Origin of the sequence: Kitasatospora sp. NPDC002227, assembly GCF_040296285.1 — a bacterium.
GTDB lineage: Bacteria > Actinomycetota > Actinomycetes > Streptomycetales > Streptomycetaceae > Kitasatospora.
In genome coordinates, this window is sequence record NZ_JBEOWY010000006.1 from 120,214 (window position 1) to 143,587 (window position 23,374).

Sequence of the window (23,374 nt, forward strand, 5' to 3'; positions counted from 1 at the left end):
GACACCGGGGATCAGGCCGCGACGAGCTCCTGCTCGAGGGCCGGTGCCTCGGCCTTGGGTTTCCGGTTCGGCAGGGAGAGCCGGACGACCTTGCGCCAGGCGGAGAACACCTGCTTGGGCAGCGGCCCGGTGACGTACTCCAGCTCGTACTTCGCGAACAGCGCGCGCACCTTCACGGCGACCTCGGCGTACCGGTTGCTCGGCAGGTCCGGGAAGAGGTGGTGCTCGATCTGGTGCGACAGGTTGCCGGACATGAAGTGCATGGCCCGGCTGCCGCTGATGTTCGCCGAGCCCATCATCTGGCGCAGGTACCACTGGCCGCGCGTCTCGCCCTCGATCGACCGGCGCTCGAAGACCTGTACGCCCTCGGGGAAGTGCCCGCACATGATCACCGAGTGGGACCAGACGTTGCGGACGACGTTCGCGGTGAACGTGGCGGCGAGCGTGGAGAGGAACGCCGGGCCCGACAGCAGCGGATGGATCACGTAGTCCTTCAGCACCTGCTTGCGGATCTTGCGGCCCACGGCCCTGGCCCGCGCGCGGAACTCCGGGTCCTTGCGGCGGCGCTTGTCCAGGTTCTTGCCGAGCTCCAGGTCGTACGCGGCGATGCCGTACTCGAAGAAGCAGGCGTTCACGAAGTTCCACAGCGGCTGGCCGAGGTGGAACGGGTGCCACTTCTGGTCCTCGTCGACGCGCATGATGCCGTAGCCGAGGTCGTTGTCCTTGCCGATCACGTTGGTGTACGTGTGGTGCAGGTCGTTGTGCGAGTGCTTCCACTGATCGGACGGCGAGACGTGGTCCCACTCCCAGGTGGTGGAGTGGATCTTCGGATCCCGCATCCAGTCCCACTGGCCGTGCAGGACGTTGTGGCCGATCTCCATGTTGTCCATGATCTTCGCCACGGACAGACCGGCGGTGCCCAGCAGCCACGCGGGCGGGAAGAACGAGAACAGCAGCACGCCCCTGCTGACCAGCTCGAGCTTCCGCTGCGCCGCGATGACCTTGCGGATGTAGGCGGCGTCCTGCTCGCCGCGGTCGGCGAGCACCGCGTCGCGGATCGCGTCCAGCTCGCGGCCGAGCTCCTCGATCTGTTCCGCGGTCAGGTGGGCGGTGGGGTCGATGGCAGTCAAAGCGGCTCTACCGTTCGATGTCGCAGGGGCCCGCCGCGGCGGACACGCAGGTCTGGATGAGGACGCCCGGCTCGGCCTCGGTGACTTCGCCGGTGCGCAGGTCGCGGACGGCGCCCGCCTTGAGCGGCGTGACGCAGCCGAAGCAGATGCCCGTGCGGCACCCGGAGGGCATGAGCACGCCGGCCTCCTCGCCGACGTCCAGCAGCGGTGTGGCGCCGTCCGCGGCGACGGTCCTGCCGGTGGTGCTGAAGGTGACCTCGCCGCCGACGCCGGCCACCACGATGTCGGGGCGGAAGCGTTCGGTGTGCAGGCGCTCCCGGACGCCGTGCTCGGCCCAGTGCGCCTCTGCGGCGTCGAGCAGGCCCGCGGGCCCGCAGGCCCAGGTCTCGCGCTCGGCCCAGTCGGGTACGAGTTCGGCGAGGCGGGCGATGTCGAGCCTGCCGTCCGTGTCGGTGTGCACCTCGGTGAGGCGCAGCCTCCCCGCCGCGACCAGGTCGTGCAGTTCGTTGCGGAAGATCACGTCCTGCGGCTGCGGCGCGCAGTGGACCATGACGACGTCGTCCAACTCGATGTCGCGCAGCATGCCCATCACGGGCGTGATGCCGCTGCCGGCCGTCAGGTAGAGCACCTTGGCGGGCCTGGCCCGCGGCAGCACGAAGTCACCGGCCGGCTGGTCGAGCTGGACCAGGGTGCCCGGGGTCGCCCTGCGGACCAGGTGGCTGCTGACCTTGCCGTCCGGGATCGCCTTCACGGTGATCGTGATGCGGCCGTCCGGGCGGTCCGTCGGCGAGGTGAGCGAGTAGGACCGCCACAGCCGCCTCCCGTCGACGTCGACCCCGACCCGCACGTACTGACCGGCGGTGTGGCCGCGCCAGCCCCGTCCCGGCCTGATCACGATCGTCGCGGTGTCACCCGTCTCGGGGTGCACGGCCTCGATGCGCCCACGAAGGTCGGCGCCCGCACGCAGCGGGCTGACCAGGTCGAGGTAGTCCGACGGCAGCAGCGGCGTCGTGACCATCTCCAGCAGCTTCCATGCCCTGCTGCGGAGGGCTGCGCTCGTCATGACCCCAGCTTGCTGCGCTTTGGGGCGTAAAGTCCTGACCGTAGGACGTAAATCTGCTCGGCTGAATTGTTCGCAGGGAACAGAAACGTGAGCCATGCAATCCGTAAGGCCGGCGAACCGGTCCTGGACGAGACGACGGTCACCGCGCTCCGGGGCGCGCTGACGGCCACCGCCGACGAAGTCGTCCAGGCGATCATCGACGAAGTCCCTTCCTACGCCAACGCGCTTTCGGGCCGCATGGGCGAGACCATCCGCCGGGCCGTCCGCACCGCCCTCGGGGACTACCTGGACCTCGCGAGCGGGAACGCCACCGGTGGCGACGCCGGTGACGCGGCCTACGAGCTGGGCCGCGGCGAGGTGCGCGACGGCCGTTCGATGGATGCGCTGCTCAGCGCCTACCGCGTCGGTGCCCGCGTGGCCTGGCGGTGCCTGGCGGCGGGTGCCGTACCCGCGGGTCTGCCCGCCGCCGAGGTGGCCAGGTTCGCCGAGCTGACCTTCGCCTACATCGACGAGCTCTCCGCCGCGAGCGCCGCCGGCCATGCCGACGAACTGGCCGCCCGGGGCAGGGCGCACGAGCGCCACCTGGAACACCTGGCCCGTGACCTCCTCGCCGGCGCGAGCCCGGAGGTGCTGCTCGCCTCCGCGCAGCGGGCCGGGTGGCAGCCACCGGTTTCGCTGACCGCGGTCCTGCTGCCCGCGGCCCAGGCCCGGTCGGCCCACCGCGTGCTCGATCCGAGCACTCTCGTCCTCGACGACCTGACCGACGCCACCGGTCTGCTGCTCGTCCCGGATGCCGACCGGCCGCACCTCCTGCGACAGCTGACCGACCGCACCGCCGTGGTCGGCCCGGCCCGGCCGTGGACGCGGGCGTCGGCCTCGTACGCCCGGGCCGCCCGGGCGCGCTCCCTTTCGGCTGAGATCCGCGACACCGAGGCCCATCTGCCCGAGCTGGTGCTGAGCGCCGACGTGGAGGCGTTCGCCGATCTGCGCGCCCGGGCCCTCGCACCGTTGCAGGCCTTGTCCGTCGCGACCGCGCGGCGGCTGGAGGAGACGCTGCGGGAGTGGCTGCTGCACCAGGGCAGGCGGGACGAGGTGGCGGCGGCGTTGATCGTCCACCCCCAGACGGTCCGGTACCGGATGTCGCAGCTGCGGGAGCTGTTCCCGGACCTCGCCTCGCCGCAACGGGTCCTCGAACTGACCCTGGCGGTGGGCCTGCGGCTCGGCTGACCCGTACCTCGACCGTCCATGACCGTGTCCGGCCGCCTTGCCCGAGCGGTACGCCGACACTCGCCGGCATCTGGAGAGCAGCGCCTCTGTGCGAGCAGCCAGGCCTGGAGATTGCGACAGGTGCGGGCTGGTCGAGAGCCTGGGCGTCCTGGTCTAGGGGCCGGCCAAGGCCCGCGAGTAGGAGTGCCCGCCGGCCGAGGCCCGCGGGCACTCCCGGTACTCAGGGGTTGAGGACGATCGAGTTGATCGGCGTCATGTCCTTGTCCATGTAGGTGAACGCCAGCAGGTAGCCCTGGCAGCCGGTGCCGTTCCACCCCGTGCAGGTCTGCATGGTCGCGCCACCGGTCTGGTTGTTGAAGACGCGGTGCGTGCCGTTCATGTTGCTGAGGTTGTGGGCCCCGTAGCTGTAGTAGAAGTCGGACGGGTGGCCGCCGTTCCACCCCGTGCCCGCCGGGTAGATGCAGACGGCCCCCGACGGGCACCCCTGGTAGTAGTCGACCGCCTGGGCGTTGCCGACACCGGCCGCGGTGATGGCACCCGTGGCGCACGCGACCGCAGCGACGGTCCGCATGATCCTGCTCATCGAACTTCCCCTTCCGAACGCCGGAACCCAGCCGGACGGCTGGTGGCGAGGGGAACGCTATGGCGGCTCGATCGTTGGAACCATGCCGTATACACGCCACAAGCACGCCATGCCGGCGGCATCCGCAAGGGGGAGCATGTCTCGCGAACTGTCGGGGCTGGTACGAGAACTGCGACGCAGATCGGGGCTGACGCAGGAGCAGCTGGCGGAGCGTTCGGGGCTGTCCCTGCGCACGATCACCCGCTGGGAGACCAGGGCCGGCAGACCGCCGCGGGTTTCGTCGCTGATGCTGCTGGCCGACGCCCTCGGCCTCGGTGACGAGGACCGGCAGCGCCTGCTGTCCTCGGGCGGGGCACCCGCCGACGAGCGGACACCCGTCGAGTCCGTGAGCGGGAGGAGCTTCCTGCCCCGGGACCTGGCCGACTTCACCGCACGGCAGGGCGACCTCGAACGGCTGCTGCGGTCGACCGCCGCCACGGGCGGCAGCGCGGTGACGGTCGCCGTGATCGACGGCATGGCCGGGGTCGGCAAGACGGCGCTGGCCGTTCGCGCGGCGCACCTGCTGGCAGACGGCTATCCGGACGGGCAGTTCTTCCTGGACCTGCACGGCTTCACACCTGGGCGGGATCCGGTCACCCCGGCCGGCGCACTCGACGGGCTGCTGCGTGCCCTGGGTGTGCCACCCGGGCAGATACCCGAGGAACTCGACCAGCAGGCCGGCCTGTGGCGCTCGCAGCTGTCGGACAAGCGCGCGCTGGTCCTGCTGGACAACGCCGCCGATGCGGCCCAGGTGCGCCCGCTGCTGCCGGGCGGCGCCGGCTGCCTGGCTCTCGTCACCAGCCGGCGGAGGCTGTCCGCGGTGGACGGCGCGATGTCGGTCTCGCTGGACGTCCTGGCACCCGGCGAAGCGGCGGAGCTGTTCGCCCGCGTGGTCGGGGACGACCGCTGCGGGGCGGCGCCGCAGGGCGTCGCCGAGATCGTCGCGCTGTGCGGGTACCTGCCGCTGGCGATCCGGCTCGCCGCCGCTCGACTGGTCCACCGCCCTGCCTGGACGGTCGAGCACCTGGCCGAACGCCTGCGCCGAGAGACCCGGAGACCGGCCGAACCGGCTGAGGACGACGACCGCAGTGTGTCCGCTGCCTTCGCCCTCTCCTACCGCGGCCTCGCGCCGTCCCAGCAGCGCCTGTTCCGCCTGCTGGGGCTCAATCCGGGAGACGAGGTGGACGCGTACTGCGCCGCCGCTCTCGCTGACCTGTCGCTCCATCAGGCGGACGACCTTCTCGAGGACTTGGTCGACCACCACCTCCTCGAACAGCCGGCTCCCGGCCGCTACGCTTTTCACGACCTGATCCGCCGGCATGCCGAGGCCACCGCTCTCGCGACGGAGTCCGAGGAAGAGCGGCACGCCGCGCTGACCCGGCTGTTCGACCACTTCCTGTACACCGCATCCGTGGCTACGGCCCTCCTCGACCCGGCCGAACAGGCCCGACACGCCCGGGTTCGCAGGCCGACGACCCCGGCGGTCGACCTCGTCGACGCCGCAGCCGCACAGGCCTGGCTCGACGCCGAGCACGCCAACCTCCTGGCCGCTGCCCGGCATGCCGCCGACGGCTCCTGGCCCGCACACGTCACCGGCCTGTCCACCGTTCTGTGGGGGCACCTCGACACCCAGGCCCGTTACGCCGACGCGGAGGAGCTGCACCGGCGGGCGGTGCTGGCCGCGCGACGGCTGTCCGACCCGTCCGCGGAGTCCTACGCTCTGGTCAACCTGGGCATCGTCCAGCTGAGAACCGGGCGCTATCAGCAGGGAATCGCCTGCCAGCAGGAGGCCCTGACGCTGATCCGCGACCTCCCCGACCGGCCCCGTGAAGGCGACGCGGAGGGCAACCTGGGGATCGCGTACTGGCTCACCGGCTGCCTCGCGGAGGCGGCCGACCACTACAGCAGGGCGCTGGCCGTCTTCCGCCGCATCGGCGACGACACCGGGGAGAGCCGGGTCCTGTCCAACCTCGGCGTCGTCCGCGCCCGGACCGGCCGGTACGAGGAGGCCGCCGACCTCCAGCAGCAGGCACTCGTCATCTTCCGCCGGATCAACGACCGCGTGGGTGAAGCCGGCGCGCTCCACCTCCTCGGCAACGTCCACCAGCGAACCGGGCGGTACGACCGAGCAGTGGACCGGCAGCGGCAAGCCCTGGCCGTCTTCCGTGAGACCGGCCATCTCGTCGGCGAAGCCTGCGCGTTGCAGAGCCTCGGACTCGTCCACTGCGCGACCGGACACCACCGGCAGGCCATCGAGCACCACCGCCGGGCCCTCGACATCTTCTGCCGGGTCGGATACCGGGTGGGTGAGGTCGAGGCCACCAACGGCCTCGGCGAGTCGCATCGCTGCGCCGGTGAGCCGTCACGTGCCCTCGAACTGCACCGCACGGCTCTCGACCTCGCCGGCGAGGACGGCGATGTGTACGAGCAGGCCCGCGCCCACCGCGGCTTGGCCGCCGCCCACCATGCTCTCGGCCAGTCCGACCACGCGCTGCGGCACCGGCAGCACGCCCGGCAGTTGTTCACACGACTCGGCGTACCCGAGGCCGACGAGACGGACGATGCCTGACGGGCGCTGCCGAAGGGGGGCGGCGGCCATCCACGTGGATGGCGCGCCGTCAGTCGGGCCGCTCGCGGTTCCGCCGCCAAGCAGAGCGGGAACTGTCGACGTACACGCAGCAGAAAGCCGGCCACGAAAGGCGCAGCCTCATCGCCTGGCCATCGGCCTCTTGGCGCTCCACCTTCTCCAGTGCCGTCAGGCGCGCAGTTGCCGGTGGAGACCGGCAGGCAGGGCGGGTGGGGTACGGGCCCGGACATCGACGTGGGGTTCGCCCCGGACCTCGCCGGGGCCGGTCACTCCGGGTGCCGGGAGGCGGTGAGCCACTCCGCGTCGTTCCACTGGGCCTGGGTGGCGCCGAGTGGGGGGAGGGTGAAGGACGGGTCGTCGGTCTGGACGAGGGTGAGCAGGCGCAGGCCGGTGAGGGCCGCGCGGCGGGAGTGGTCGGCGAGGATGTCGAGGACGATGGGGGCGCTGCGGGGGCTGGCGGCGGTGTAGTGGTCGTAGCCGTGGAAGGCGAGGACCAGGCCGGTGGCGGTGGGGGAGGCGCCGTACTCGAGGGCGGTGACGTCGCGCAGGCAGTCGTTGAGGGCGTCGAGGTTGCGGCCGTAGTAGGCGGGGAAGTCGAGGGCGGCGGCGAGATCGCGGTGCAGGTCGGCGTCGGAGTGCCAGGCTGCGGCGTGGAGTTCGACCACCTGGTAGCCGTCCGCGCGCAGGAGGCCGAGGGTCTCGGCGAACAGGGCCGGTCGCCAGTAGAGGGTGACCGGGCCGGTGCGCAGCAGCCGGTAGGCGAGGTCGTCGGTGGTGGGGTCGAAGGCGGCCATGGCTCGGACTGTAACCGACGGGGAGGATCAGGCCGGGTAGGCGTGGGTCTGGGCGGCCTTGACGGAGGCCCAGACGAGGGCGCCGGGGGCGAGGTCGAGCTCGGCGGCGGCGGCCGGGGTGAGGTCGGCGGCCAGCGGGAGCGGGCCGGTGAGGTCGACCCGGACTTGGTCGCCGTGCAGGTCGAGCCCGGCGACCTCGAGCTGCCAGAGGTTGCGGGCGCTGGAGGCGGGGCGTTCGCGCTGGAGCACGACGGCCGAGGGCGGGAAGGCCACGAAGGCGGGGCCGTGCAGCTCCTCTGTGGTGGTCAGGGAGAGCCCGCCCGGGAGGGTGACGGTGTGTCCGTCGGCCGCGCCCTGGTAGAGGTTGAGGCCGACCAGGCGGGCGATGTAGTCGGTGCGCGGGTGGCGGGCGATCTCGCCCGGGGTGCCTGACTGCACCTCGGTGCCGTCCTCGATCACCACCAGCCGGTCGGCCAGCACCATCGCGTCCAGCGGGTCGTGCGTGACCAGCACCGCGACGGCCTCGAACTCGGCCAGGTGGCGCCGCAGCTGGGCGCGGACCTCGAGCCGGGTGCGGGCATCGAGGGCGGCCAGCGGCTCGTCGAGCAGCAGCAGCCGGGGCCGGACGGCCAGCGCCCGGGCCAGGGCGACCCGCTGCGCCTGCCCGCCGGAGAGCGCGCCGGGTCGTTTGCCGGCGTGCTCGGCCAGGCCCATCCGCTCCAGCCAGGGCAGCGCGGCGGCCCGGGCGGCCTTGCGCCGCAGCCCCTGGCAGCGCAGGCCGAAGGCGATGTTGTCGAGCGCGCTGAGGTGGGGGAAGAGCAGGTAGTCCTGGAAGACCACGCCGACCGGGCGCTGCTCGGCGGGGGTGTGCAGGCCGGTGGCCGGGTCCTCCAGCGCGGCGCCGTCCAGGGTCAGGTGGCCGGCGGTCAGCGGGAGCAGGCCGGCGAGGGCGCGCAGAGCGGTGGACTTGCCGGCGCCGTTGGGGCCGAGCAGGGCGATCACCTCGCCGGGGGCGGCGGTGAGGGCCAGGTCGAGCCGGAAGGCGGTTCGCTCGACCCGCAGCCGGGCGTCGAGAGTCATGAAGCCTCCCTCATGGTGCGGATGTCCAGCGCTCGCGCAGGCCGGCCAGGACGGCGATCGAGACGGCGAGCAGCACCAGGCTGAGCGCGATCGCGGCCTCGGGGTCGGACTCCATGGCCAGGTAGACCGCCAGCGGCATGGTCTGGGTCTGGCCGGGGAAGTTGCCCGCGAAGGTGATGGTGGCGCCGAACTCGCCGAGCGCGCGGGCCCAGGCCAGGACGGCGCCCGCGCCGATGCCCGGGGCGATCAGCGGGAGGGTGACCCGGCGGAAGGCGGTCAGGCGGGAGGCGCCGAGGGTCGCGGCGGCCTCCTCGTACCGGGGGTCGGCGGCCCGCAGGGCCCCCTCCACGCTGATCACCAGGAAGGGCATGGCGACGAAAGCCTCGGCGATCACCACCCCGGAGGTGTGGAAGGGCAGAGTGATGCCGAAGGCGGAGTCCAGCCGGCGGCCGATGATCCCGTTGCGTCCGAGGACCAGGAGCAGCGCGACACCCCCGACCACGGGGGGCAGCACCAGCGGCAGCGTGACCAGTGCCCGGACCAGCCGGCGGCCGGGGAACTCCGTCCGGGCGAGCAGCCAGGCCAGCGGCACCCCGAGCAACAGCGACACCCCCGTGGCCGCCGTCGCACACACCAGCGAGAGCCGCAGCGCCTGCCAGACCTCGGTGCTCCCCAGCTGCCCGGAGAGCGAACTCCACGGCGCCCGGACCAGCAGCCCGACCAGCGGCAGCACCAGGAAGGCCAGGCCGAGCAGGGCGGGCAGCAGCAGGGCGTACGGGATGCGCGGGCCGCGCCCCCGTCGGACCGGTGCGACCGGCTGCCCGACGGGGACGCCGCCCGGCCGGCGCTGTGTCACGGGGCCTGGAAACCGGCCGCGGTGAGCAGCGCCTGGGCCTCGGGCGAGAGGATGTACGCGGCGAAGGCGGCGGCGCCGGCGGCGTTGGGGGCCTTGGCCAGCGGGGCGATCGGGTAGTCGTTCACGGCCTTGGCGGCCTCGGGGAAGTCCACACCGTCGATCTTCGCAGCATCCGACTTCACATCGGTCCTGTACACGAGCGAGGCGTCGACCTCGCCGAGCTCGACCTTGGTCAGCGCGCCCTTGACGTCCTGCTCCAGGGTGACGGGGGTGAGGTTCACCCCGCCCGCCTTGAGGGCGGTGACGGCGGCGGCGCCGCACGGCACCTGCTGGGCGCACAGGGCGACCTTCACACCGGAGCCCGCGAGGTCCTTGAGGGCGGCGATGTGCTTGGGGTTGCCCTTGGGCACGGCGATCTCGAGGGTGTTGCGGACGAACACCTTCGGGTCGGTGGCGCCCTTGGCGTCGGTGACGGTCTTCATGGTGGCCGGGCTGGCGGCGGCGAAGACGTCGGCCGGGGCACCGGAGTTGATGCTCTGGGCCAGCGCGGAGCTGCCGCCGAAGTTGAAGGTGACCTTGACCCCGGGGTTGGCCGCCTCGAACTTCTTGCCGAGCGCCGTGAAGCTCTCCTTGAGCGAGGCGGCGGCGAAGACGGTGACGGTGCCGGAGACCTTCGCGGTCGCGGTGCCGCCCGCGGCGGTGGAGGCCGTCGCGGAGCTGCCCGCCGCCGGCTTGGCGCCGTCGCTGCCGCAGGCCGAGAGGCCGGCGGAGAGCGCGAGGGCGGCGAGGGCGGCGACGGCGGTGCGGCGCGTGGAGCTGGTCATGAGGTGTTCCCCTCCTGCCGCGCCGGAAGGCGCGGGGGCTACGGTGGTGAGGCTGATCATAGTGCCGCAGATACGGCCTGAAAATCCGCTGTCTCATCGCACAGGCCAGGTCGGGGAGGGAGGTGTGCCCGCATGTGCGATGTGTTGAACCGGAGGTGGCCTGCGGGTTTCAGACCTCCAGGTCGGTCTCGATCTTGGCCAGCTGGTGGCGGGCCATCGCCAGGTTGGCCCGGGTCTTGTCGAGCGCCAGGTAGAGGAACAGGCCCTTGCCGCCGCGGCCGGTGATCGGCCGGATCAGGTGGTACTGGCTGGTGAGGGTGATCAGGATGTCCTCGATGCCGTCCTTGAGGCCGAGCATGTCCATGGTGCGCATCTTGGCGCGCACCACGTCGGTGTTCCCGGCGGCGGCCACGGTGAGGTCCAGGCCGCTGGCGCTGTCCAGGGTGCCGAGCGCCATACCGCTGTTGTAGTCGACGAGGGCGACGCCGATCGCGCCCTCGATGCTGCTGATGGTCAGGCGGAGGGTGGTGTCCACGTCGGCCATGTCGGTTGCTCCTTCTGCGATGGGTTGCGGGGGTACTGGCTTCTTGAGGGGGCTCGGCCGGCGGGGGCTCACTCGACTTCCTTGGGGCCGAGCGCGCCGTCGAGCAGGGCGCCGATCCGTTCCGCCGAGCGGCGGCCCTCCAGGTGCAGCCGTCCGACGTTGACGTCGGGGTAGGAGAGCAGCGTCAGCACGCAGACGCTGCCCGCGGCGTAGGTGGCGACGTAGCCGTGCTCGCCGCGCACCAGGGACTCGCGGAACTCGCCCTGCCCGGTGGCGTCGGCGAGCCGCTGGGCGACGCCGAGCGCCGCGGCGGTGAGCGCGGCCAGGCCGGAGGGTTCGGTGTCGTGGGTGTCGTGGGCGAGCAGCAGACCGTCCACGCTGGCGACCACGGCGCCCGCGAAGTGCGGCAGGCGGTGGCGCAGGGAGCGCAGCTCGCCTTGCAGATCGGCTTCCAGGGTGCCGAGTTGGCGGCGTCCGACTCGCTGTCGGATCGCTCGCCTCATGGCACCGAGGGCGGGGTGTCGGGCGGCGGGGCGGTCACAGGCGGGCCTCCAGTGCGGTGAGGACTCGGGTCAGCAGGGCGATGTCCGGGTCATGGGCGGACGGTGGCGGAGCAGCCACCGGGGCGGCGGGCCGCGAGCGCCGGGGGAGCGGCGCCGCGGCGGTCTCCGGGCGGGGGAGCGTGGCCTCCGGCCGGGGGAACACGGCTTCCGGCCGGGGGCGCGTGGCTTCCCGGCGGGAGAGCGTGGCCTCCGGGCGGGGGAGCGGGGCGGCGGTGGCCGAGGCCGGCCGGGGCTCCGGCGCTCGGCGGGGCTCCGGCGCCTGGCGGGGCGGGGGGACGAAGCGGTCGGGTGTGGGCAGCGGCGGGGGGACGGGGGTCAGCCGGCCGGCCTGCGGGGAGCCGTGGCCGGTGAAGGGTGTCTCGGCGTATCCGGCGGCGGCCAGGCGGCGCACTTCGGCGAGGGTGGCGAAGGCGGAGCGGCCCAGCAGCAGGGCGAGGTCCGCCGGGGTTCTTCGGCCGTCGGCCAGCGCCAGCAGTTCGCGTCCGCGCGGCGAGAGCCGGGGCCGGCTGCGGCGGCCGACCGCGCCCGGCGAGGTCCGGGCGGGCACCAGCGGTGCGGTGTCCACCTGCGGCCAGGGCCAGATCCGGGTGAGCAGCTGCTGCCGCCGCGCCGTCTCCCGGAGCAGGGCCCGGGCGCCGACCCGGACGACCGGGCCGAGCCAGTGCCGGGCGCCCGGGTCGAAGACCGCGGTGGCGGCCGGGGAGGCGAGCGCGAAGTACCCCGCGTCGTACAGGGTGCTGAGTGCGCAGAGCTCCAACTCGCCCTGGCTGAGGTGGCCTTGGGCGACCAGCCGGCTGCCGACCCGGCAGCTCGGGCCGTGGCCGAGCAGCAGCAGCTGCCACAGCTGCGGGGAGAGCCGGCCGCTCACGGTGAGCAGGACGGCGGGCCCGGGGGCCAGGTGGCTCTCGGCGTGGGTGACGGCGCCGTCGGCCAGATGGACGGTGCCGTACTCGCCGCGCAGCGCCCCGGTCGCCCCCGATCCTGCCAACACCTCGAGCAGGGAGGAGAGTTCGCCGTCCCTGGCCAGGGCGCCCGGTGGTGCGGGCAGTCCGGTGGTGAGCGTCATCCGACGACCAGCTCCTCGGCCAGGGCCTGGAGCCGGAGCCTGGCCACGGCGAGGTTGCCCTGGGCGCGATCCAGCCAGAGGTGGAGGAGGAGTCTACTGTCGAAGGAGGTGCCGACGAAGCGGATCAGGTGGTAACTGCCACGCGTGGTGAGGATCAGGTCCTGCAGTGGCATCCTGGGGTCCTCCTGGTCGGCGAAGGTGGGGCAGTCGGCGGCGGCGCGGGCCAGGTCGGTGGCCTCGGCGGCGGTGGTCTCGTGGTCACCGCTCGGGCTTTCGCCCTGGTGGCCGAGCGCCAGTCCGCTGCTCCAGTCGGTGAGGCTGACCCCACGCGCACCGGTGATCGCCATCGCCTGGGCCAGGCAGTCGTCGATTCCGGGCACACGGGCTCCTTCGGGCTTGGCGGGGGCCGCTACGGCGGGTGGCCCCTCCGGCACGGAAGGCTACTGGCGGTCACTGCGGGATGAAAATGTCATCGTCATATTCCGCTGTGCGGTGGCGAATTCGAGCCACGGCCCCGGGGTGGAGGCCGGGCGTCCGATCTGGTGGGGGCTCGTTCCGGCCGGGGTGTTCTCGGTCCGTCAGGTTGGCCGAATCGCAGCAGTTGCCCGCGCTCGCCCCGGCGTACGGGCGGCGCCCGTGATCGGCACGGGCAACTTTCCGTGCCCCCTTACGAGCTGACGATCGATCAGTTAGCTTGCCCGCATGCGCACGGTCCCGCGTCCGGGCGCCGCCGGGCGCGGGTGGAGAGCTGGAGGTGTCGCGTGCCGACTGTCCGGATACCGGGCCCGCCCGGACTGCCCCTGATCGGTTCGATGGTCGATCTCGCCCGGCAGCCGCTGCAGGCGATGCTGGCGGCCCAGCGTGACTACGGTGACGTGGTGCGGTTCGCCTTCGGGCCGCCCGGCCTGCGCGGCGAGATCTACGCGGTCTTCTCCCCGGAGGGCGCCCACCAGGTGCTGGCCGGCCAGGCCGCCAACTTCCGCAAGGAGAGCACGCTCTACGAGGAGGTCCGCAGCACGGTCGGCAACGGGCTGCTCACCGCGCAGGACGCCGACTACCAGCGCCAACGCCGCCTGATCCAGCCGCTGTTCACCCGGCGGCGGGTGGACGGCTACGCCGGGGCGGTGGCCGTCGAGGCGGCGGCGCTGGTCGAGCGCTGGTCGGCCGTGCCGGGCGGGGTGGTGGAGGCGGTGGCGGAGATGTCCCGGTTCGCGCTGCGCACGGTCTCGCGAATCCTGTTCGGCGCCGACGTGGAGGCCGCCGTCGACGTGGTGCGGGGCGCCTTCCCGGTGCTGGGGGAGTACCTGCTGGCCAGGTCCTTCTCGCCGCTGCACGCGCCGCGCAGCTGGCCGACTCCGGCCAACCGTAGGGCACTTGCGGCCCAGCGCGAGCTGTACCGGGTGTGTGACGGGATCATCGCGCGGCGGCGCGCGGCCGGGCCCGGCAAGGCCGAGGGGGCCGGTGACCTGCTCGGCCTGCTCGCGGACGCCCGCACCGAGGACGGTGAGCGGCTGGACGCCACCGAACTGCGGGACCAGGTGCTGATCTTCCTGCTCGCCGGGCACGAGACCACCGCCACCTCGCTGACCTTCGCGCTGCACCTGCTCGGCCGGCATCCCGAGGTGCAGCGGCGGGCCCGTGCGGAGGTGGGCGAGGTGCTCGGCGGGCGGGCGCCGGGCGTCGCCGATGTCGAGCAACTCTCCTATCTCACCATGGTGTTGAAGGAGTCGATGCGGCTCTACCCGGCGGCCGGGATCTTCGGCCGACGGGCGGTCGAGGCCTGTGAGATCGGCGGCCACGAGATCCCGGCCGGGGCCGACGTGATGGTCTCGCCCTGGGTCACCCACCGTCACCCCGGGCACTGGCCGGAGCCCGAGCGCTTCGACCCGGAGCGCTTCACCCCCGAGCGCGAGGCGGCCCGGCACCGGTACGCCTGGTACCCGTTCGGCGGCGGCCCCAGGGCCTGCATCGGCCAGTACTTCTCGATGCTGGAGTCCGTGCTGGCCCTGGCGGCCCTCCTGCAGGCCTTCGAGTTCGAGGCCGTCGACAGGGAAGTCCCGATCGGCCAGGGTCTCACCCTCCAAGCGGAAGGCCCGGTCCGCGTGCGGCTGACCCCGCGGAGCCTGTAGCAGATCAACTTCCCTCTGTGGGCAGCTTTTCAGATCTTCGGTCGGCCTCTTCGTAGGGCTGGATAGCGTCACGGACATCCGAGACCGAATGCGCCCTTCCGGTAGGCATGCAGCCGTTGGCATATGACCGAATCCGGGGCCGCACGGTCGAAGACAGCCCGGGGCGGTGTCTCCCGGGCCCGACCGGTGACCCGGAGGCCCCACAGATGGGAACCCTGAACCACTTCAGCTTCGGCTGGCTCACGCCCGCCCTCTCGTACGTGATGGCCTGCGTCGGTGCCGCCCTCGGCCTGCGCTGCACGCTGCGCGGCCTGGCCGCCACCGGCCCCTCCCGGCGCAACTGGCTGCTCACCGCGGCCGCCGCGATCGGCTCCGGCATCTGGACGATGCACTTCGTCGCGATGTTCGGCTTCAGCGTGGACGGCACCGAACTGCGGTACGACGTACCGCTCACGCTGCTCAGCCTGGTGATGGCCGTCGCCGTGGTGGGGGTCGGGGTGTTCCTGGTCGGCTACGGCCGCAACCGGGGCCGCTCGCTGCTGCTCGGCGGGGTGGCCACCGGGTTCGGGGTGGCGGCGATGCACTACACCGGCATGGCGGCCGTCCGGATGCACGGCGAAGTCGCCTACCAGCTGGGCGCGGTGGCGCTCTCGGTGCTGATCGCCGTCGGTGCGGCCACCGCCGCGCTCTGGGCCGCCGTCAACATCCGCAACGTCTACGCGGCGGGCGGCGCGGCCCTGTTGATGGGCATCGCGGTGAGCAGCATGCACTACACCGGCATGGCCGCCGTCCAGGTGCACATGCACCCCGGCCGGAGCGAGCTGGGCGGCGCCACTCCGATGCAGTTCATCTTCCCGCTGGCGGTGGCGCTCGGCTCGTTCCTCTTCCTGGCCTCCGCCTTCGTCGCGCTCTCGCCGACCGCACAGGAGAACGCCGCCTACCGCGAGGCCGGCGAGCTCGCCGTCGAGGAATTCGACCGCGCGGCTTAAGGCACGCTGCCACCTCAAACTCCCGTACAGCGAAAGGGCTCCACCCATGCGAGTACGCCGCGGCTCCACCCGCAGCGCGCCGCCGGCGGCTCCGAGTGCCGCCCGCGGCCCCGTCCGCCCCGGTGGTACCGGGCAGCGCCGGGGTGCCCACGCCGGGCCTCCGGCGCAGGAGGCCGGGGCCGTGGCCGCCGGCCCCCTTGACCAGGCGGTGGGCCTGCACCGGCTGCGACCGCGCACCGTGCGGGCCAGGATCGTGGCACTGCTGATGGTGCCGGTGGTCTCGGTCCTCGCCCTGTGGGCCTTCGCCACCGTCACCACCGCGCAGGACGTCTGGAGCCTGATCCACCTGCAGCAGACCGACCGCAGCGTGCTCGCCCCGGTGCGTGCCACGCTGGCCGGGCTGCAGGCCGAACGCACCGCCGCCGGCCAGCTGTTGGCGGGCTCCGGCGCGGGCCGGGAGAGCGCGCTGCGCGACGCGGCCGGCGCCACCGACCGGGCCTGGGCGCCGCTCGCCCTCGGTGACCGGTACAACCGGGCCGACGCCGAGGGGCTCGGCCCCGAGACCGCCGCCCGGGTGGACGCGCTCGGCACCGCCGTGGCCGCGCTGCCCGCGCTGCGCACCAGGCTGGCGGCCCGGACGGTGAGCTGGGAGGAGGCGTACGCCGCCTACGGCGCCGCCGTGGACCGGGCCTTCGAGGTGATCGGCGCCACCACCCAGCTGCAGGACCACCGGGCCGCCTCCGACGCCCGGGTACTGCTCGAACTCTCCCGCTCGCACGAGCAGTTGACTCGCGAGGACGCGCTGATCCGGGCCGCGCAGGCGAGCGGTTCGCTCAGCGCCACGGGCCTGCGCGGCTTCACCGACGCGGTGGCCGCCCGGCGGCTGTTCGAGCAGACCGCCGCGCCCGACCTGCGCCCGGCCGACCGCACCGCGCTGGCCGTGGTGACCACCGGCGCCGACCACCGCGACCTGGTCCGCGCGGAGGACGCCGTGACGGGCGCGGCCGACGGCACCCAGGCGGTCGGCGCGGTCAGCCCCGACCAGTGGCAGACCGCCGCCGACCGCGTGACCCAGGGCCTGACCGGGGTGGAGACGGCGGCCGGCTCGGCCGCCGTGCAACGGATCAGCCCGTACGCGCTGGGGCTGTTCACCCCCGCCGGAGCGGCCGTGCTGCTCGGGCTGGCGGCGGTGCTCGGCTCGCTGCTGATCTCGGTGCAGATCGGGCGCGGCCTGGTCACCGAGCTGATCGCCCTGCGCAACAGCGCACTCGAGCTGGCGCTGCGCAAACTCCCCGCCACCATCCGGCGGTTGCGGGCGGGCGAGGAGATCGACGTGGCCGCGGAGGCGCCGCTGCGCGGGTACGGCCAGGACGAGATCGGGCAGGTCCACGGCGCGCTCGCCGCCGTGCAGCGGGCCGCCGTGACCGCCGCCGTGGAGCGGGCCGAGGTGCTCTCCGGCGTCTCGGGCGTCTTCGTCAACCTGGCCCGGCGCAGCCAGGTGCTCGTACACCGCCAGCTCACCCTGCTGGACGCGATGGAGCGCCGCACCGAGGATCCGTCGGAGCTGGAGGACCTGTTCCGCCTGGACCACCTGACCACCCGGATGCGGCGGCACGCCGAGGGCCTGATCATCCTCTCCGGCGCGGTGCCCGGCCGGGCCTGGCGCCGACCGGTGCCGCTGATGGACGTGGTGCGGGCGGCGGTCGCGGAGGTCGAGGAGTACGCCCGGGTCGAGGTGCACCGGCTGCCGTTCGCGGCGGTGGCCGGCCCGGCGGTGGCGGACCTGACCCACCTGGTGGCCGAACTGGTGGAGAACGCCACCGGGTTCTCGCCGCCGCACACCAAGGTGCACATCCGCGGCGAGCAGGTCGGCAACGGCTACGCGCTGGAGATCGAGGACCGGGGGCTCGGCATGGGCGCCGAGGCGCTGGCCGACGCCAACCGGCGGATCGGCGCCACCGAGCAGGTCGACCTCTTCGACAGTGACCGGCTCGGGCTCTTCGTGGTCAGCCGGCTGGCCCGTCGGCACGAGGTCAAGGTCGCCTTGCGGCCCTCCGCGTACGGCGGCACCACCGCCGTCGTACTGCTGCCCACCGCGCTGCTCGAGCTGCCGGCGGAGAGCGAGGCCCCGGTGGTTGCCGCCGTCGCGGCGCCGGCCGCGCTCGCCGCCGCCCCGGCCGGCCTGGCCCACCCGTTCGGCGTGCGGGAGGCCGGGCCGCTGCGGCCCGAGCCCTCGCTGGTGCCGCGCCCGGCACCCGAGCCCGAGCCGGTCAGCGCACCGGCACCGGTACCGCCCCCGTCCGTCCCCGGGCCGCTGCTGGAGGGCGAACTCCCGCGCCGGGTCCGGCAGGCGAGCCTCGCCCCCCAGCTTCGCGAGGCCCCGGCGCAGCCCGCCGCCCGGCCGGAGGCCCCGGCGCGGCGCAACCCCGAACAGGCCCGGGCCGCGATGTCCGCCTACCAGCAGGGCTGGGCCCGCGGCAAGGACCGCGGCCGGACCACCACCGACTCCCAGGAAGGCACGAGCCGATGATCGGTACGACACACCACGCAGGCGAGCTCAACTGGCTGCTCGACGAACTCGTCTCCCGGGTCGGGCAGATCCGGTTCGCCGTGATGCTCTCCGCCGACGGCCTGGCGATGGGCACCTCGGCGGGCATCGGCCGGGAGGACGGGGAGCACCTGGCCGCCGTCGCCTCCGGCTTCCACAGCCTGGCCAAGGGCGCCGGGCGGCACTTCGACGCGGGTGAAGTACGCCAGACGATGGTCGAGTTGGAGCACGGCTTCCTGTTCGTCGCGGCGGCGGGGGAGGGCACCTGCCTGGCCGTGTTCGCCGGGGCGGACGCCGACCTCGGCCTGATCGCGTACGAGATGGCCCGGCTGGTGCGCCGGGTCGGCGAACACCTGCACACCGCGCCGCGCAGCTCGGTCGGGGGGTGAGCCGAGGTGCCCTACCCGCCGCGCCACTACCTGCCGGACTCCAGCTTCGGCTACCCGCCGCCCCCGGCCGAGCCGGCCCGCTGGTTCGACGACGACGCCGGCCCGCTGGTGCGCCCGTACGCGGTGACCAAGGGCCGCACCCGGCCGGCCGAGGAGTTCGACCTGATCGCGCTGGTGGTCAGCGACCTCGCGGACAGCGGCGAGCCGGGGGTGGGCCCCGAGCAGGGCGCGATCCTGGACCTGTGCCGGGGCAACGCGCTCTCGGTCGCCGAGATCGCCGCCGAGACCGACCTGCCGCTGGGCGTGGTGCGGGTGCTGCTCGGTGACCTGCTGGCCGCCGAGCACATCCGGGTCAGCCGCCCGGTGCCGCCCGCCCAACTGCCCGACGAACACATTCTCCGTGAGGTGATCAATGGACTCCGCGCGCTCTGACGCCTTCGCCGACACCCCCGGGCTCGCCCTGAAGATCCTGGTGGCCGGCGGCTTCGGCGTCGGCAAGACCACCCTGGTCGGCGCCGTCAGCGAGATCCGGCCGCTGCGCACCGAGGAGCAGCTCTCCGCCGTCGGGCAGGGCGTGGACGACCTCGGCGGGGTCGAGCAGAAGACCACCACCACGGTCGCGATGGACTTCGGCCGGATCACCATCCGGGACGGGCTGTCGGTGTACCTGTTCGGCACCCCGGGCCAGGACAGGTTCTGGTTCCTCTGGGACGAACTGGCCCAGGGGGCGCTGGGGGCGGTGGTGCTGGCCGACACCCGGCGGCTGACCGACTGCTTCCCCGCCGTGGACTTCTTCGAGCACCGGGGCATCCCGTTCGTGGTGGCGGTCAACCACTTCCCCGATGCCCGCGAGTACCGGCCCGAGGAGGTCTGCCGGGCACTCGACCTGGCCGAGGGGACCCCGGTGCTGATCTGCGACGCCCGCAGCCGCGCCTCCGGCAAGGAGGTGCTGATCGCGCTGGTCGAGCACGCTGGCCGGGTGCACGCGGCCCGTCTGCTGGCCGATGTCTCCTGAAATCTGACGGTCCGTCATCTGAGTGCACATCAGAGTTCTGTCCACGTACGACTCGGCGACGCCTGCGCTCCACCGGCCGGATTCCCCGCTGTTACCTCGCCGTCCTCCTCCCGTTCGCCCACCGTCCCTCTGGGCTTGTGCTGAGCCGGATTTGCTGTCCGCCGCGTGATCACGTCAGGGGTGGTCATCGCGGGTCCACTTGGCACGGGAGGGCACGACAGGATGAGCAGGAGCAGCAGATCGAGGTACCGGGCGAGACCGCTCGCGGTGGCGGCGGCGATCGCGCTGCTGCCCGCCGCACTGGCGCTCACCGCTTGCGGCAGCTCCTCGGCCGGCTCCGCCGGGGGTGGTTCGGGGGCCAAGGGCGGCGACGTGGTGGTGATGACCTGGGCCCCGGCCGGCACCGGCACCGACGACCGCCAGGGGGTCACCGAGCTGGCCCAGGCGATCGGCCGGGACGTCGACAGCAAGGGCGGGCTGCACGGGCGGCAGCTGAAGGTGCTGGCCTGCAACGAGCGGGGCAGCGCGGACGGCGCGGCGGCCTGCGCCCGGCAGGCGGTGGACGCGCACGTGGTCGCCGTGGTCGGCGCCTACAGCCAGCACGCGGACAGCTACCTGCCGGTGCTCGAGGCTGCGGGCATCCCCTACCTCGGCGGGTACGGCCTGTCGGTCTCCGAGTTCAGCAGCCCGTTCTCCTACCCCGTCGGCGGCGGCACCCCGAGCCTGATCGCGGGCAGCGGGCGGCAGTTGGTCGCGGCCGGGTGCAAGTCGGTCGCGGTGCTGCGGCCCGACAACCGCAGTGGTGACGCGCTCACCCGCTACCTGGCCGCCGCGCTCAAGCCCGACGGTGTCTCGCTGACCGACGTCAAGGTGCCCGACGGGGGCGCCGACTACGCGGCCGCCGTGCGGCAGGCGCTGGACGGCGACCACAGCGGCAACTGCGTCACCGACGCGCTGAGCCCCGAGCAGACCCTCAAGGTGCTCGACGCCTGGAAGAAGGCCGGGCCCCGGCGGACCCAGCTGGCCTCGGTGATCGGCAGTATCCAGCAGTCCGTGGTCGACGCCACCGGCGGCGCGGACGGCCCGCTGGCCGGCGCCTTCGCCACCGGCTGGTATCCGCCGGAGACCTCGCCGCTCTGGGACGGTCTGCGTTCCACCGCCGCGGGTGACAAGCAGATCGCCACCTCCGACCTGGCCGTGCAGACCACCTGGGTGGCCTACCAGGTGCTCCTGCAGGCCGCCGACCGGCTCAGCTCCGCCGGCACCCCGTTCACCGCCCGCACCCTGCGCAACGAGCTCGACAGCGGCGACTCCCTCGAGACCGGCGGCGTCACCCCACCGCTCACCTGGAGCCTGACCGACATGCTCCCCAGCGCCGAGACCCCCCGTCTGACCGACACCTGGGTCACCTTCCAGCAGGTCAAGGACGGCCGCCTGACCCAGCAGCAGAACGGCTTCGTCGACGTCCGCTGGGCCCTCACCGGCGGCAAGCCCTCGTAAGCTGCCACGCCCACGCGCCCGGGTGTGCCGCAGAGGCTGATGCGGGGTCAGGCACCGTACGCTGAAAATGTGATCACCTATGAGGACCGCAGGCTGCGGACGCTGGCTGACCAGGGTCGTTGGGCCGAGGTGCTGGGCCGGTTCCGGCGGGCCAGGGCGGCCGGGCGGGTGCGGGAGGCCGGGCAGTTCGGCCACCTGCTGGCGTACGGTGCGCCACCCGAGCTGGCCGCCCGGCTGTTCGACCGGGAGGGCGCGCCCGGCGGCACGGCGGACGTGGACGACCACGACGCCGGGCCGCTCTGGGAGGTGCTGGCCACCCGGCACTCCTGGCGGCGGCTGGCCCTGCAGCTCGGCCCGGCACCGGTGCGGCGGCTGGTGCTGCACACCCGGGCGCTGCTCGGGGAGGACCTGCGGCACGGCGCCGAGCCGGACGAGGAGGGTGTGCCGCTCGCCCTGGAGCCCTGGGAGGCGGCGGGCTGGGACGAGCGCGGCCGGGTCCGCGAGTACCTGCGCACCGGCGGCGCCCGCCGCGCCCTGCACTCCCTGCCCGCCGGGCGGGAGGGCCTCGGCCCGCTCGACCTGCCCGACCGCGGGGCGACCGTACCGGGCCTGGCCGCGACCAGGCTGCTCGACGGGTACGCCCCCTGGGCCCGGGCCGTCTGCGTCCGGGGCACCGCGCCCGACGCGGTGGCCCACCTGACCCCCGCCCGCCGCATCACCGGCGGCTACCTGCCCTTCGGCCAGGCCTACCCCGGCCTGGTCCAGGCCGCCTCCGACACCCCCGACGCCGGCAGCGCCCAGGGCCGGCTCGCCGTCTGGCGGGTGCTGGCCGCGATGACCGGCGAACGGGTGGTGCTGCTCCCCGAGGTCCGCGCCCTGGTCGCCCGCCTGCGCTGCTTCACCTGGTCCGAGCCGGGCGACGAACTGCACTACCTCCACGTGGCCGTGGAGGACCCGGCGACCGGTCTCGCCTGGGCCCTCAGCGGCAACACCCCCGAACCGGGCTGGATCTAGGCAGCCCGCTGCTGCGCCGGAACGACCCCCGGGGCGGGGTTCTCCTCGAACGGTGCGTCGCCGGACAGGACCAGGCGCAGGCGGTCGTGGTCGAGCTCCTTGGTCCAGTGGCCGATCAGGACGGTGGCCACCGCGTTGCCCGCGAAGTTGGTGAGGGCGCGGGCCTCGGACATGAAGCGGTCGATGCCGACGATCAGGCCGACGCCGTCGACCAGTTCGGGCCGGTGCGACTGCAGGCCGCCGGCCAGGGTGGCCAGGCCCGCGCCGGTGACCCCGGCGGCGCCCTTGCTGGCGATGATCATGAAGAGCAGCAGCGAGAGCTGCTGGCCGAAGTCCATCGGCCTGTCCATCGCCTGCGAGACGAAGATCGAGGCCATGGTCAGGTAGATCGCGGTGCCGTCGAGGTTGAAGCTGTACCCCGTCGGTACCGTGATGCCCACCACCGGGCGGCTGACGCCCAGGTGCTCCATCTTGGCGATCAGCCGCGGCAGCGCGCTCTCGGAGGAGGAGGTGGACAGGATCAGCAGGAACTCCCGCCCGAGGTACTGCAGCAGGGCGAACACGTTCACCCCGGCCACCAGCCGCAGCAGCAGCCCGAGCACCACGACCACGAACAGCGCGCAGGCCAGGTAGAAGCCGAGCATCACCACCGCCAGGCTCTTCAGCGCGGCCGTGCCGGTGGCGCCGACCAGCGCGGCCATCGCCCCGAAGGCGCCGACCGGGGCCACCCACATGATCATCGACATCACCTTGAACACCAGCTTCTGCAGGTGCTCGATGCCGCGCAGCACCGGCGCGCCCGCCGGGCCGAGCGCCTGCAGGGCGAAGCCGGCGAGCAGGGCGACCAGCAGGGTCTGCAGCACCTTGCCCTCGGTGAGGGCGGAGAAGAAGCTGGTCGGGATCATCCCGAGCAGGAAGTCGGCGGTGCCCTGCGAGCCGCCCGCCGCCTGGGCGTGGCCGGACTTGGCGAGCGCCTGGGTGAGGTGCAGGCCCGAGCCGGGCTCGATCAGGTTGCCCACCAGCAGCCCGAGGGCGAGCGCCACGGTGGACATCAGCAGGAAGTACCCGAGCGCCAGCCCGCCGACCCGGCCGACCTTGGCGGCCTTGGAGACCGAGCCGACGCCCAGCACGATGGTGCAGAAGATCACCGGGCTGATCATCATCTTGATCAGGTTCACGAAGCCGGTGCCGACCGGCTTGAGCTCCACCGCGAAACCCGGCGCGGCCAGCCCGACCACGACGCCCGCGACCACGGCCAGCAGCACGGCGAGGTAGAGCCGGTGGGTGCGGTCCCGGCGGCCGGGTCTCACCTGGCGGGTCTCTTCGGAGGTCAGGGGGAAGGTCACGGGGGCTCCTGGCGGCCTGGGGGTGGTGGGTCGTCCGACTATGGCCAGCGAGGTGAGCCAGGTCACGCTTGCGTTCATAGAGTTCATG

Annotated in this window: 22 protein-coding genes; 10 read left to right on the plus strand and 12 right to left on the minus strand. The window is 73.4% G+C overall.

What is annotated here, in order from left to right; genetic code table 11:
* Positions 1–11: 11 nt before the first annotated feature.
* Positions 12–1,130 (minus strand): fatty acid desaturase family protein, encoded by a 1,119-nt coding sequence (locus ABT095_RS07740; RefSeq protein WP_350528400.1) that lies wholly within the window; start codon positions 1,128–1,130, stop codon positions 12–14.
* A 7-nt stretch (positions 1,131–1,137) separates the two neighbouring features.
* Positions 1,138–2,148: a ferredoxin reductase gene (locus tag ABT095_RS07745; protein WP_350528508.1), complete on the minus strand. Its 1,011-nt coding sequence runs from the start codon at positions 2,146–2,148 to the stop codon at positions 1,138–1,140.
* 132 nt (positions 2,149–2,280) lie between these two features.
* Here ABT095_RS07745 and ABT095_RS07750 point away from each other — a divergent pair, with 132 nt between their 5' ends.
* Positions 2,281–3,420 carry a PucR-like N-terminal domain-containing protein gene (locus tag ABT095_RS07750; protein ID WP_350528401.1) on the plus strand — a complete coding sequence of 380 codons (1,140 nt, stop codon included), beginning with the start codon at positions 2,281–2,283 and terminating at the stop codon, positions 3,418–3,420.
* Positions 3,421–3,640: 220 nt separating this feature from the next.
* Here the strand turns inward: ABT095_RS07750 and ABT095_RS07755 are convergent, their stop codons facing one another.
* Entirely contained in the window at positions 3,641–4,003 is a 363-nt protein-coding gene (locus ABT095_RS07755; RefSeq protein ID WP_350528402.1) for a hypothetical protein, read from the minus strand.
* A gap of 136 nt (positions 4,004–4,139) precedes the next feature.
* Here ABT095_RS07755 and ABT095_RS07760 point away from each other — a divergent pair, with 136 nt between their 5' ends.
* Positions 4,140–6,611: an ATP-binding protein gene (locus ABT095_RS07760; RefSeq protein WP_350528403.1), complete on the plus strand. Its 2,472-nt coding sequence runs from the start codon at positions 4,140–4,142 to the stop codon at positions 6,609–6,611.
* Between the two features lie 284 nt (positions 6,612–6,895).
* Here ABT095_RS07760 and ABT095_RS07765 read toward each other — a convergent pair whose 3' ends face one another.
* The 8 genes from ABT095_RS07765 to ABT095_RS07800 form a co-directional block, all read right to left on the minus strand.
* On the minus strand, positions 6,896–7,423 hold the full coding sequence (locus ABT095_RS07765; protein ID WP_350528404.1) for a barstar family protein: 528 nt from the start codon (positions 7,421–7,423) through the stop codon (positions 6,896–6,898).
* Positions 7,424–7,450: 27 nt separating this feature from the next.
* Positions 7,451–8,503, minus strand: coding sequence for an ABC transporter ATP-binding protein (locus ABT095_RS07770; protein ID WP_350528405.1), 1,053 nt, complete (start codon positions 8,501–8,503; stop codon positions 7,451–7,453).
* 10 nt (positions 8,504–8,513) lie between these two features.
* Positions 8,514–9,284: a molybdate ABC transporter permease subunit gene (modB, locus tag ABT095_RS07775; RefSeq protein ID WP_350528509.1), complete on the minus strand. Its 771-nt coding sequence runs from the start codon at positions 9,282–9,284 to the stop codon at positions 8,514–8,516.
* Positions 9,285–9,355: 71 nt separating this feature from the next.
* Positions 9,356–10,183, minus strand: a complete 828-nt coding sequence (gene modA, locus ABT095_RS07780) for a molybdate ABC transporter substrate-binding protein (RefSeq protein ID WP_350528406.1) — start codon at positions 10,181–10,183, stop codon at positions 9,356–9,358.
* A gap of 169 nt (positions 10,184–10,352) precedes the next feature.
* On the minus strand, positions 10,353–10,727 hold the full coding sequence (locus ABT095_RS07785; protein ID WP_350528407.1) for a hypothetical protein: 375 nt from the start codon (positions 10,725–10,727) through the stop codon (positions 10,353–10,355).
* A 68-nt stretch (positions 10,728–10,795) separates the two neighbouring features.
* Positions 10,796–11,230 carry a roadblock/LC7 domain-containing protein gene (locus tag ABT095_RS07790; protein WP_350528408.1) on the minus strand — a complete coding sequence of 145 codons (435 nt, stop codon included), beginning with the start codon at positions 11,228–11,230 and terminating at the stop codon, positions 10,796–10,798.
* 34 nt (positions 11,231–11,264) lie between these two features.
* Entirely contained in the window at positions 11,265–12,356 is a 1,092-nt protein-coding gene (locus ABT095_RS07795; protein ID WP_350528409.1) for a hypothetical protein, read from the minus strand.
* The gene (locus ABT095_RS07800) at positions 12,353–12,736 is read right to left on the minus strand and encodes a hypothetical protein (protein WP_350528410.1); all 384 of its coding nucleotides are present in this window, start codon (positions 12,734–12,736) and stop codon (positions 12,353–12,355) included. The genes ABT095_RS07795 and ABT095_RS07800 overlap by 4 nt, the downstream gene beginning before the upstream one ends.
* A gap of 381 nt (positions 12,737–13,117) precedes the next feature.
* Between ABT095_RS07800 and ABT095_RS07805 the strand changes: the two genes are divergently transcribed.
* From ABT095_RS07805 to ABT095_RS07840, 8 genes are all read left to right on the plus strand, one after another.
* Positions 13,118–14,485 (plus strand): cytochrome P450, encoded by a 1,368-nt coding sequence (locus tag ABT095_RS07805; RefSeq protein ID WP_350528411.1) that lies wholly within the window; start codon positions 13,118–13,120, stop codon positions 14,483–14,485.
* A 206-nt stretch (positions 14,486–14,691) separates the two neighbouring features.
* Positions 14,692–15,474: an MHYT domain-containing protein gene (locus ABT095_RS07810; protein WP_350528412.1), complete on the plus strand. Its 783-nt coding sequence runs from the start codon at positions 14,692–14,694 to the stop codon at positions 15,472–15,474.
* Between the two features lie 46 nt (positions 15,475–15,520).
* Complete coding sequence (locus tag ABT095_RS07815; RefSeq protein WP_350528413.1) at positions 15,521–18,004, plus strand: sensor histidine kinase; 2,484 nt, start codon at positions 15,521–15,523, stop codon at positions 18,002–18,004.
* On the plus strand, positions 18,001–18,411 hold the full coding sequence (locus tag ABT095_RS07820) for a roadblock/LC7 domain-containing protein (protein WP_350528414.1): 411 nt from the start codon (positions 18,001–18,003) through the stop codon (positions 18,409–18,411). Before ABT095_RS07815 ends, ABT095_RS07820 begins: the two co-directional genes overlap by 4 nt.
* Before the next feature lie 30 nt (positions 18,412–18,441).
* The gene (locus tag ABT095_RS07825; protein WP_350528510.1) at positions 18,442–18,843 is read left to right on the plus strand and encodes a DUF742 domain-containing protein; all 402 of its coding nucleotides are present in this window, start codon (positions 18,442–18,444) and stop codon (positions 18,841–18,843) included.
* Positions 18,824–19,426: a GTP-binding protein gene (locus ABT095_RS07830; RefSeq protein WP_350528415.1), complete on the plus strand. Its 603-nt coding sequence runs from the start codon at positions 18,824–18,826 to the stop codon at positions 19,424–19,426. The genes ABT095_RS07825 and ABT095_RS07830 overlap by 20 nt, the downstream gene beginning before the upstream one ends.
* Before the next feature lie 222 nt (positions 19,427–19,648).
* Positions 19,649–20,926 carry an ABC transporter substrate-binding protein gene (locus tag ABT095_RS07835; RefSeq protein ID WP_350528416.1) on the plus strand — a complete coding sequence of 426 codons (1,278 nt, stop codon included), beginning with the start codon at positions 19,649–19,651 and terminating at the stop codon, positions 20,924–20,926.
* 69 nt (positions 20,927–20,995) lie between these two features.
* Positions 20,996–21,940 carry a hypothetical protein gene (locus ABT095_RS07840; RefSeq protein ID WP_350528417.1) on the plus strand — a complete coding sequence of 315 codons (945 nt, stop codon included), beginning with the start codon at positions 20,996–20,998 and terminating at the stop codon, positions 21,938–21,940.
* Here the strand turns inward: ABT095_RS07840 and ABT095_RS07845 are convergent.
* On the minus strand, positions 21,937–23,364 hold the full coding sequence (locus ABT095_RS07845) for a cation:dicarboxylate symporter family transporter (RefSeq protein WP_502884834.1): 1,428 nt from the start codon (positions 23,362–23,364) through the stop codon (positions 21,937–21,939). The genes ABT095_RS07840 and ABT095_RS07845 overlap by 4 nt on opposite strands.
* Positions 23,365–23,374 lie beyond the last annotated feature (10 nt).

Bases quoted from the DNA above. Each gene is read 5' to 3' on its own strand.
- ABT095_RS07745 (WP_350528508.1), bottom strand. From the start codon at position 2,148: ATGGTCACGACGCCGCTGCTGCCGTCGGACTACCTCGACCTGGTCAGC.
- ABT095_RS07755 (WP_350528402.1), bottom strand. From the start codon at position 4,003: ATGAGCAGGATCATGCGGACCGTCGCTGCGGTCGCGTGCGCCACGGGT.
- ABT095_RS07760 (WP_350528403.1), top strand. From the start codon at position 4,140: ATGTCTCGCGAACTGTCGGGGCTGGTACGAGAACTGCGACGCAGATCG.
- ABT095_RS07765 (WP_350528404.1), bottom strand. From the start codon at position 7,423: ATGGCCGCCTTCGACCCCACCACCGACGACCTCGCCTACCGGCTGCTG.
- ABT095_RS07770 (WP_350528405.1), bottom strand. From the start codon at position 8,503: ATGACTCTCGACGCCCGGCTGCGGGTCGAGCGAACCGCCTTCCGGCTC.
- modA (WP_350528406.1), bottom strand. From the start codon at position 10,183: ATGACCAGCTCCACGCGCCGCACCGCCGTCGCCGCCCTCGCCGCCCTC.
- ABT095_RS07785 (WP_350528407.1), bottom strand. From the start codon at position 10,727: ATGGCCGACGTGGACACCACCCTCCGCCTGACCATCAGCAGCATCGAG.
- ABT095_RS07790 (WP_350528408.1), bottom strand. From the start codon at position 11,230: ATGAGGCGAGCGATCCGACAGCGAGTCGGACGCCGCCAACTCGGCACC.
- ABT095_RS07795 (WP_350528409.1), bottom strand. From the start codon at position 12,356: ATGACGCTCACCACCGGACTGCCCGCACCACCGGGCGCCCTGGCCAGG.
- ABT095_RS07810 (WP_350528412.1), top strand. From the start codon at position 14,692: ATGGGAACCCTGAACCACTTCAGCTTCGGCTGGCTCACGCCCGCCCTC.
- ABT095_RS07815 (WP_350528413.1), top strand. From the start codon at position 15,521: ATGCGAGTACGCCGCGGCTCCACCCGCAGCGCGCCGCCGGCGGCTCCG.
- ABT095_RS07820 (WP_350528414.1), top strand. From the start codon at position 18,001: ATGATCGGTACGACACACCACGCAGGCGAGCTCAACTGGCTGCTCGAC.
- ABT095_RS07830 (WP_350528415.1), top strand. From the start codon at position 18,824: ATGGACTCCGCGCGCTCTGACGCCTTCGCCGACACCCCCGGGCTCGCC.
- ABT095_RS07835 (WP_350528416.1), top strand. From the start codon at position 19,649: ATGAGCAGGAGCAGCAGATCGAGGTACCGGGCGAGACCGCTCGCGGTG.
- ABT095_RS07845 (WP_502884834.1), bottom strand. From the start codon at position 23,364: ATGAACGCAAGCGTGACCTGGCTCACCTCGCTGGCCATAGTCGGACGA.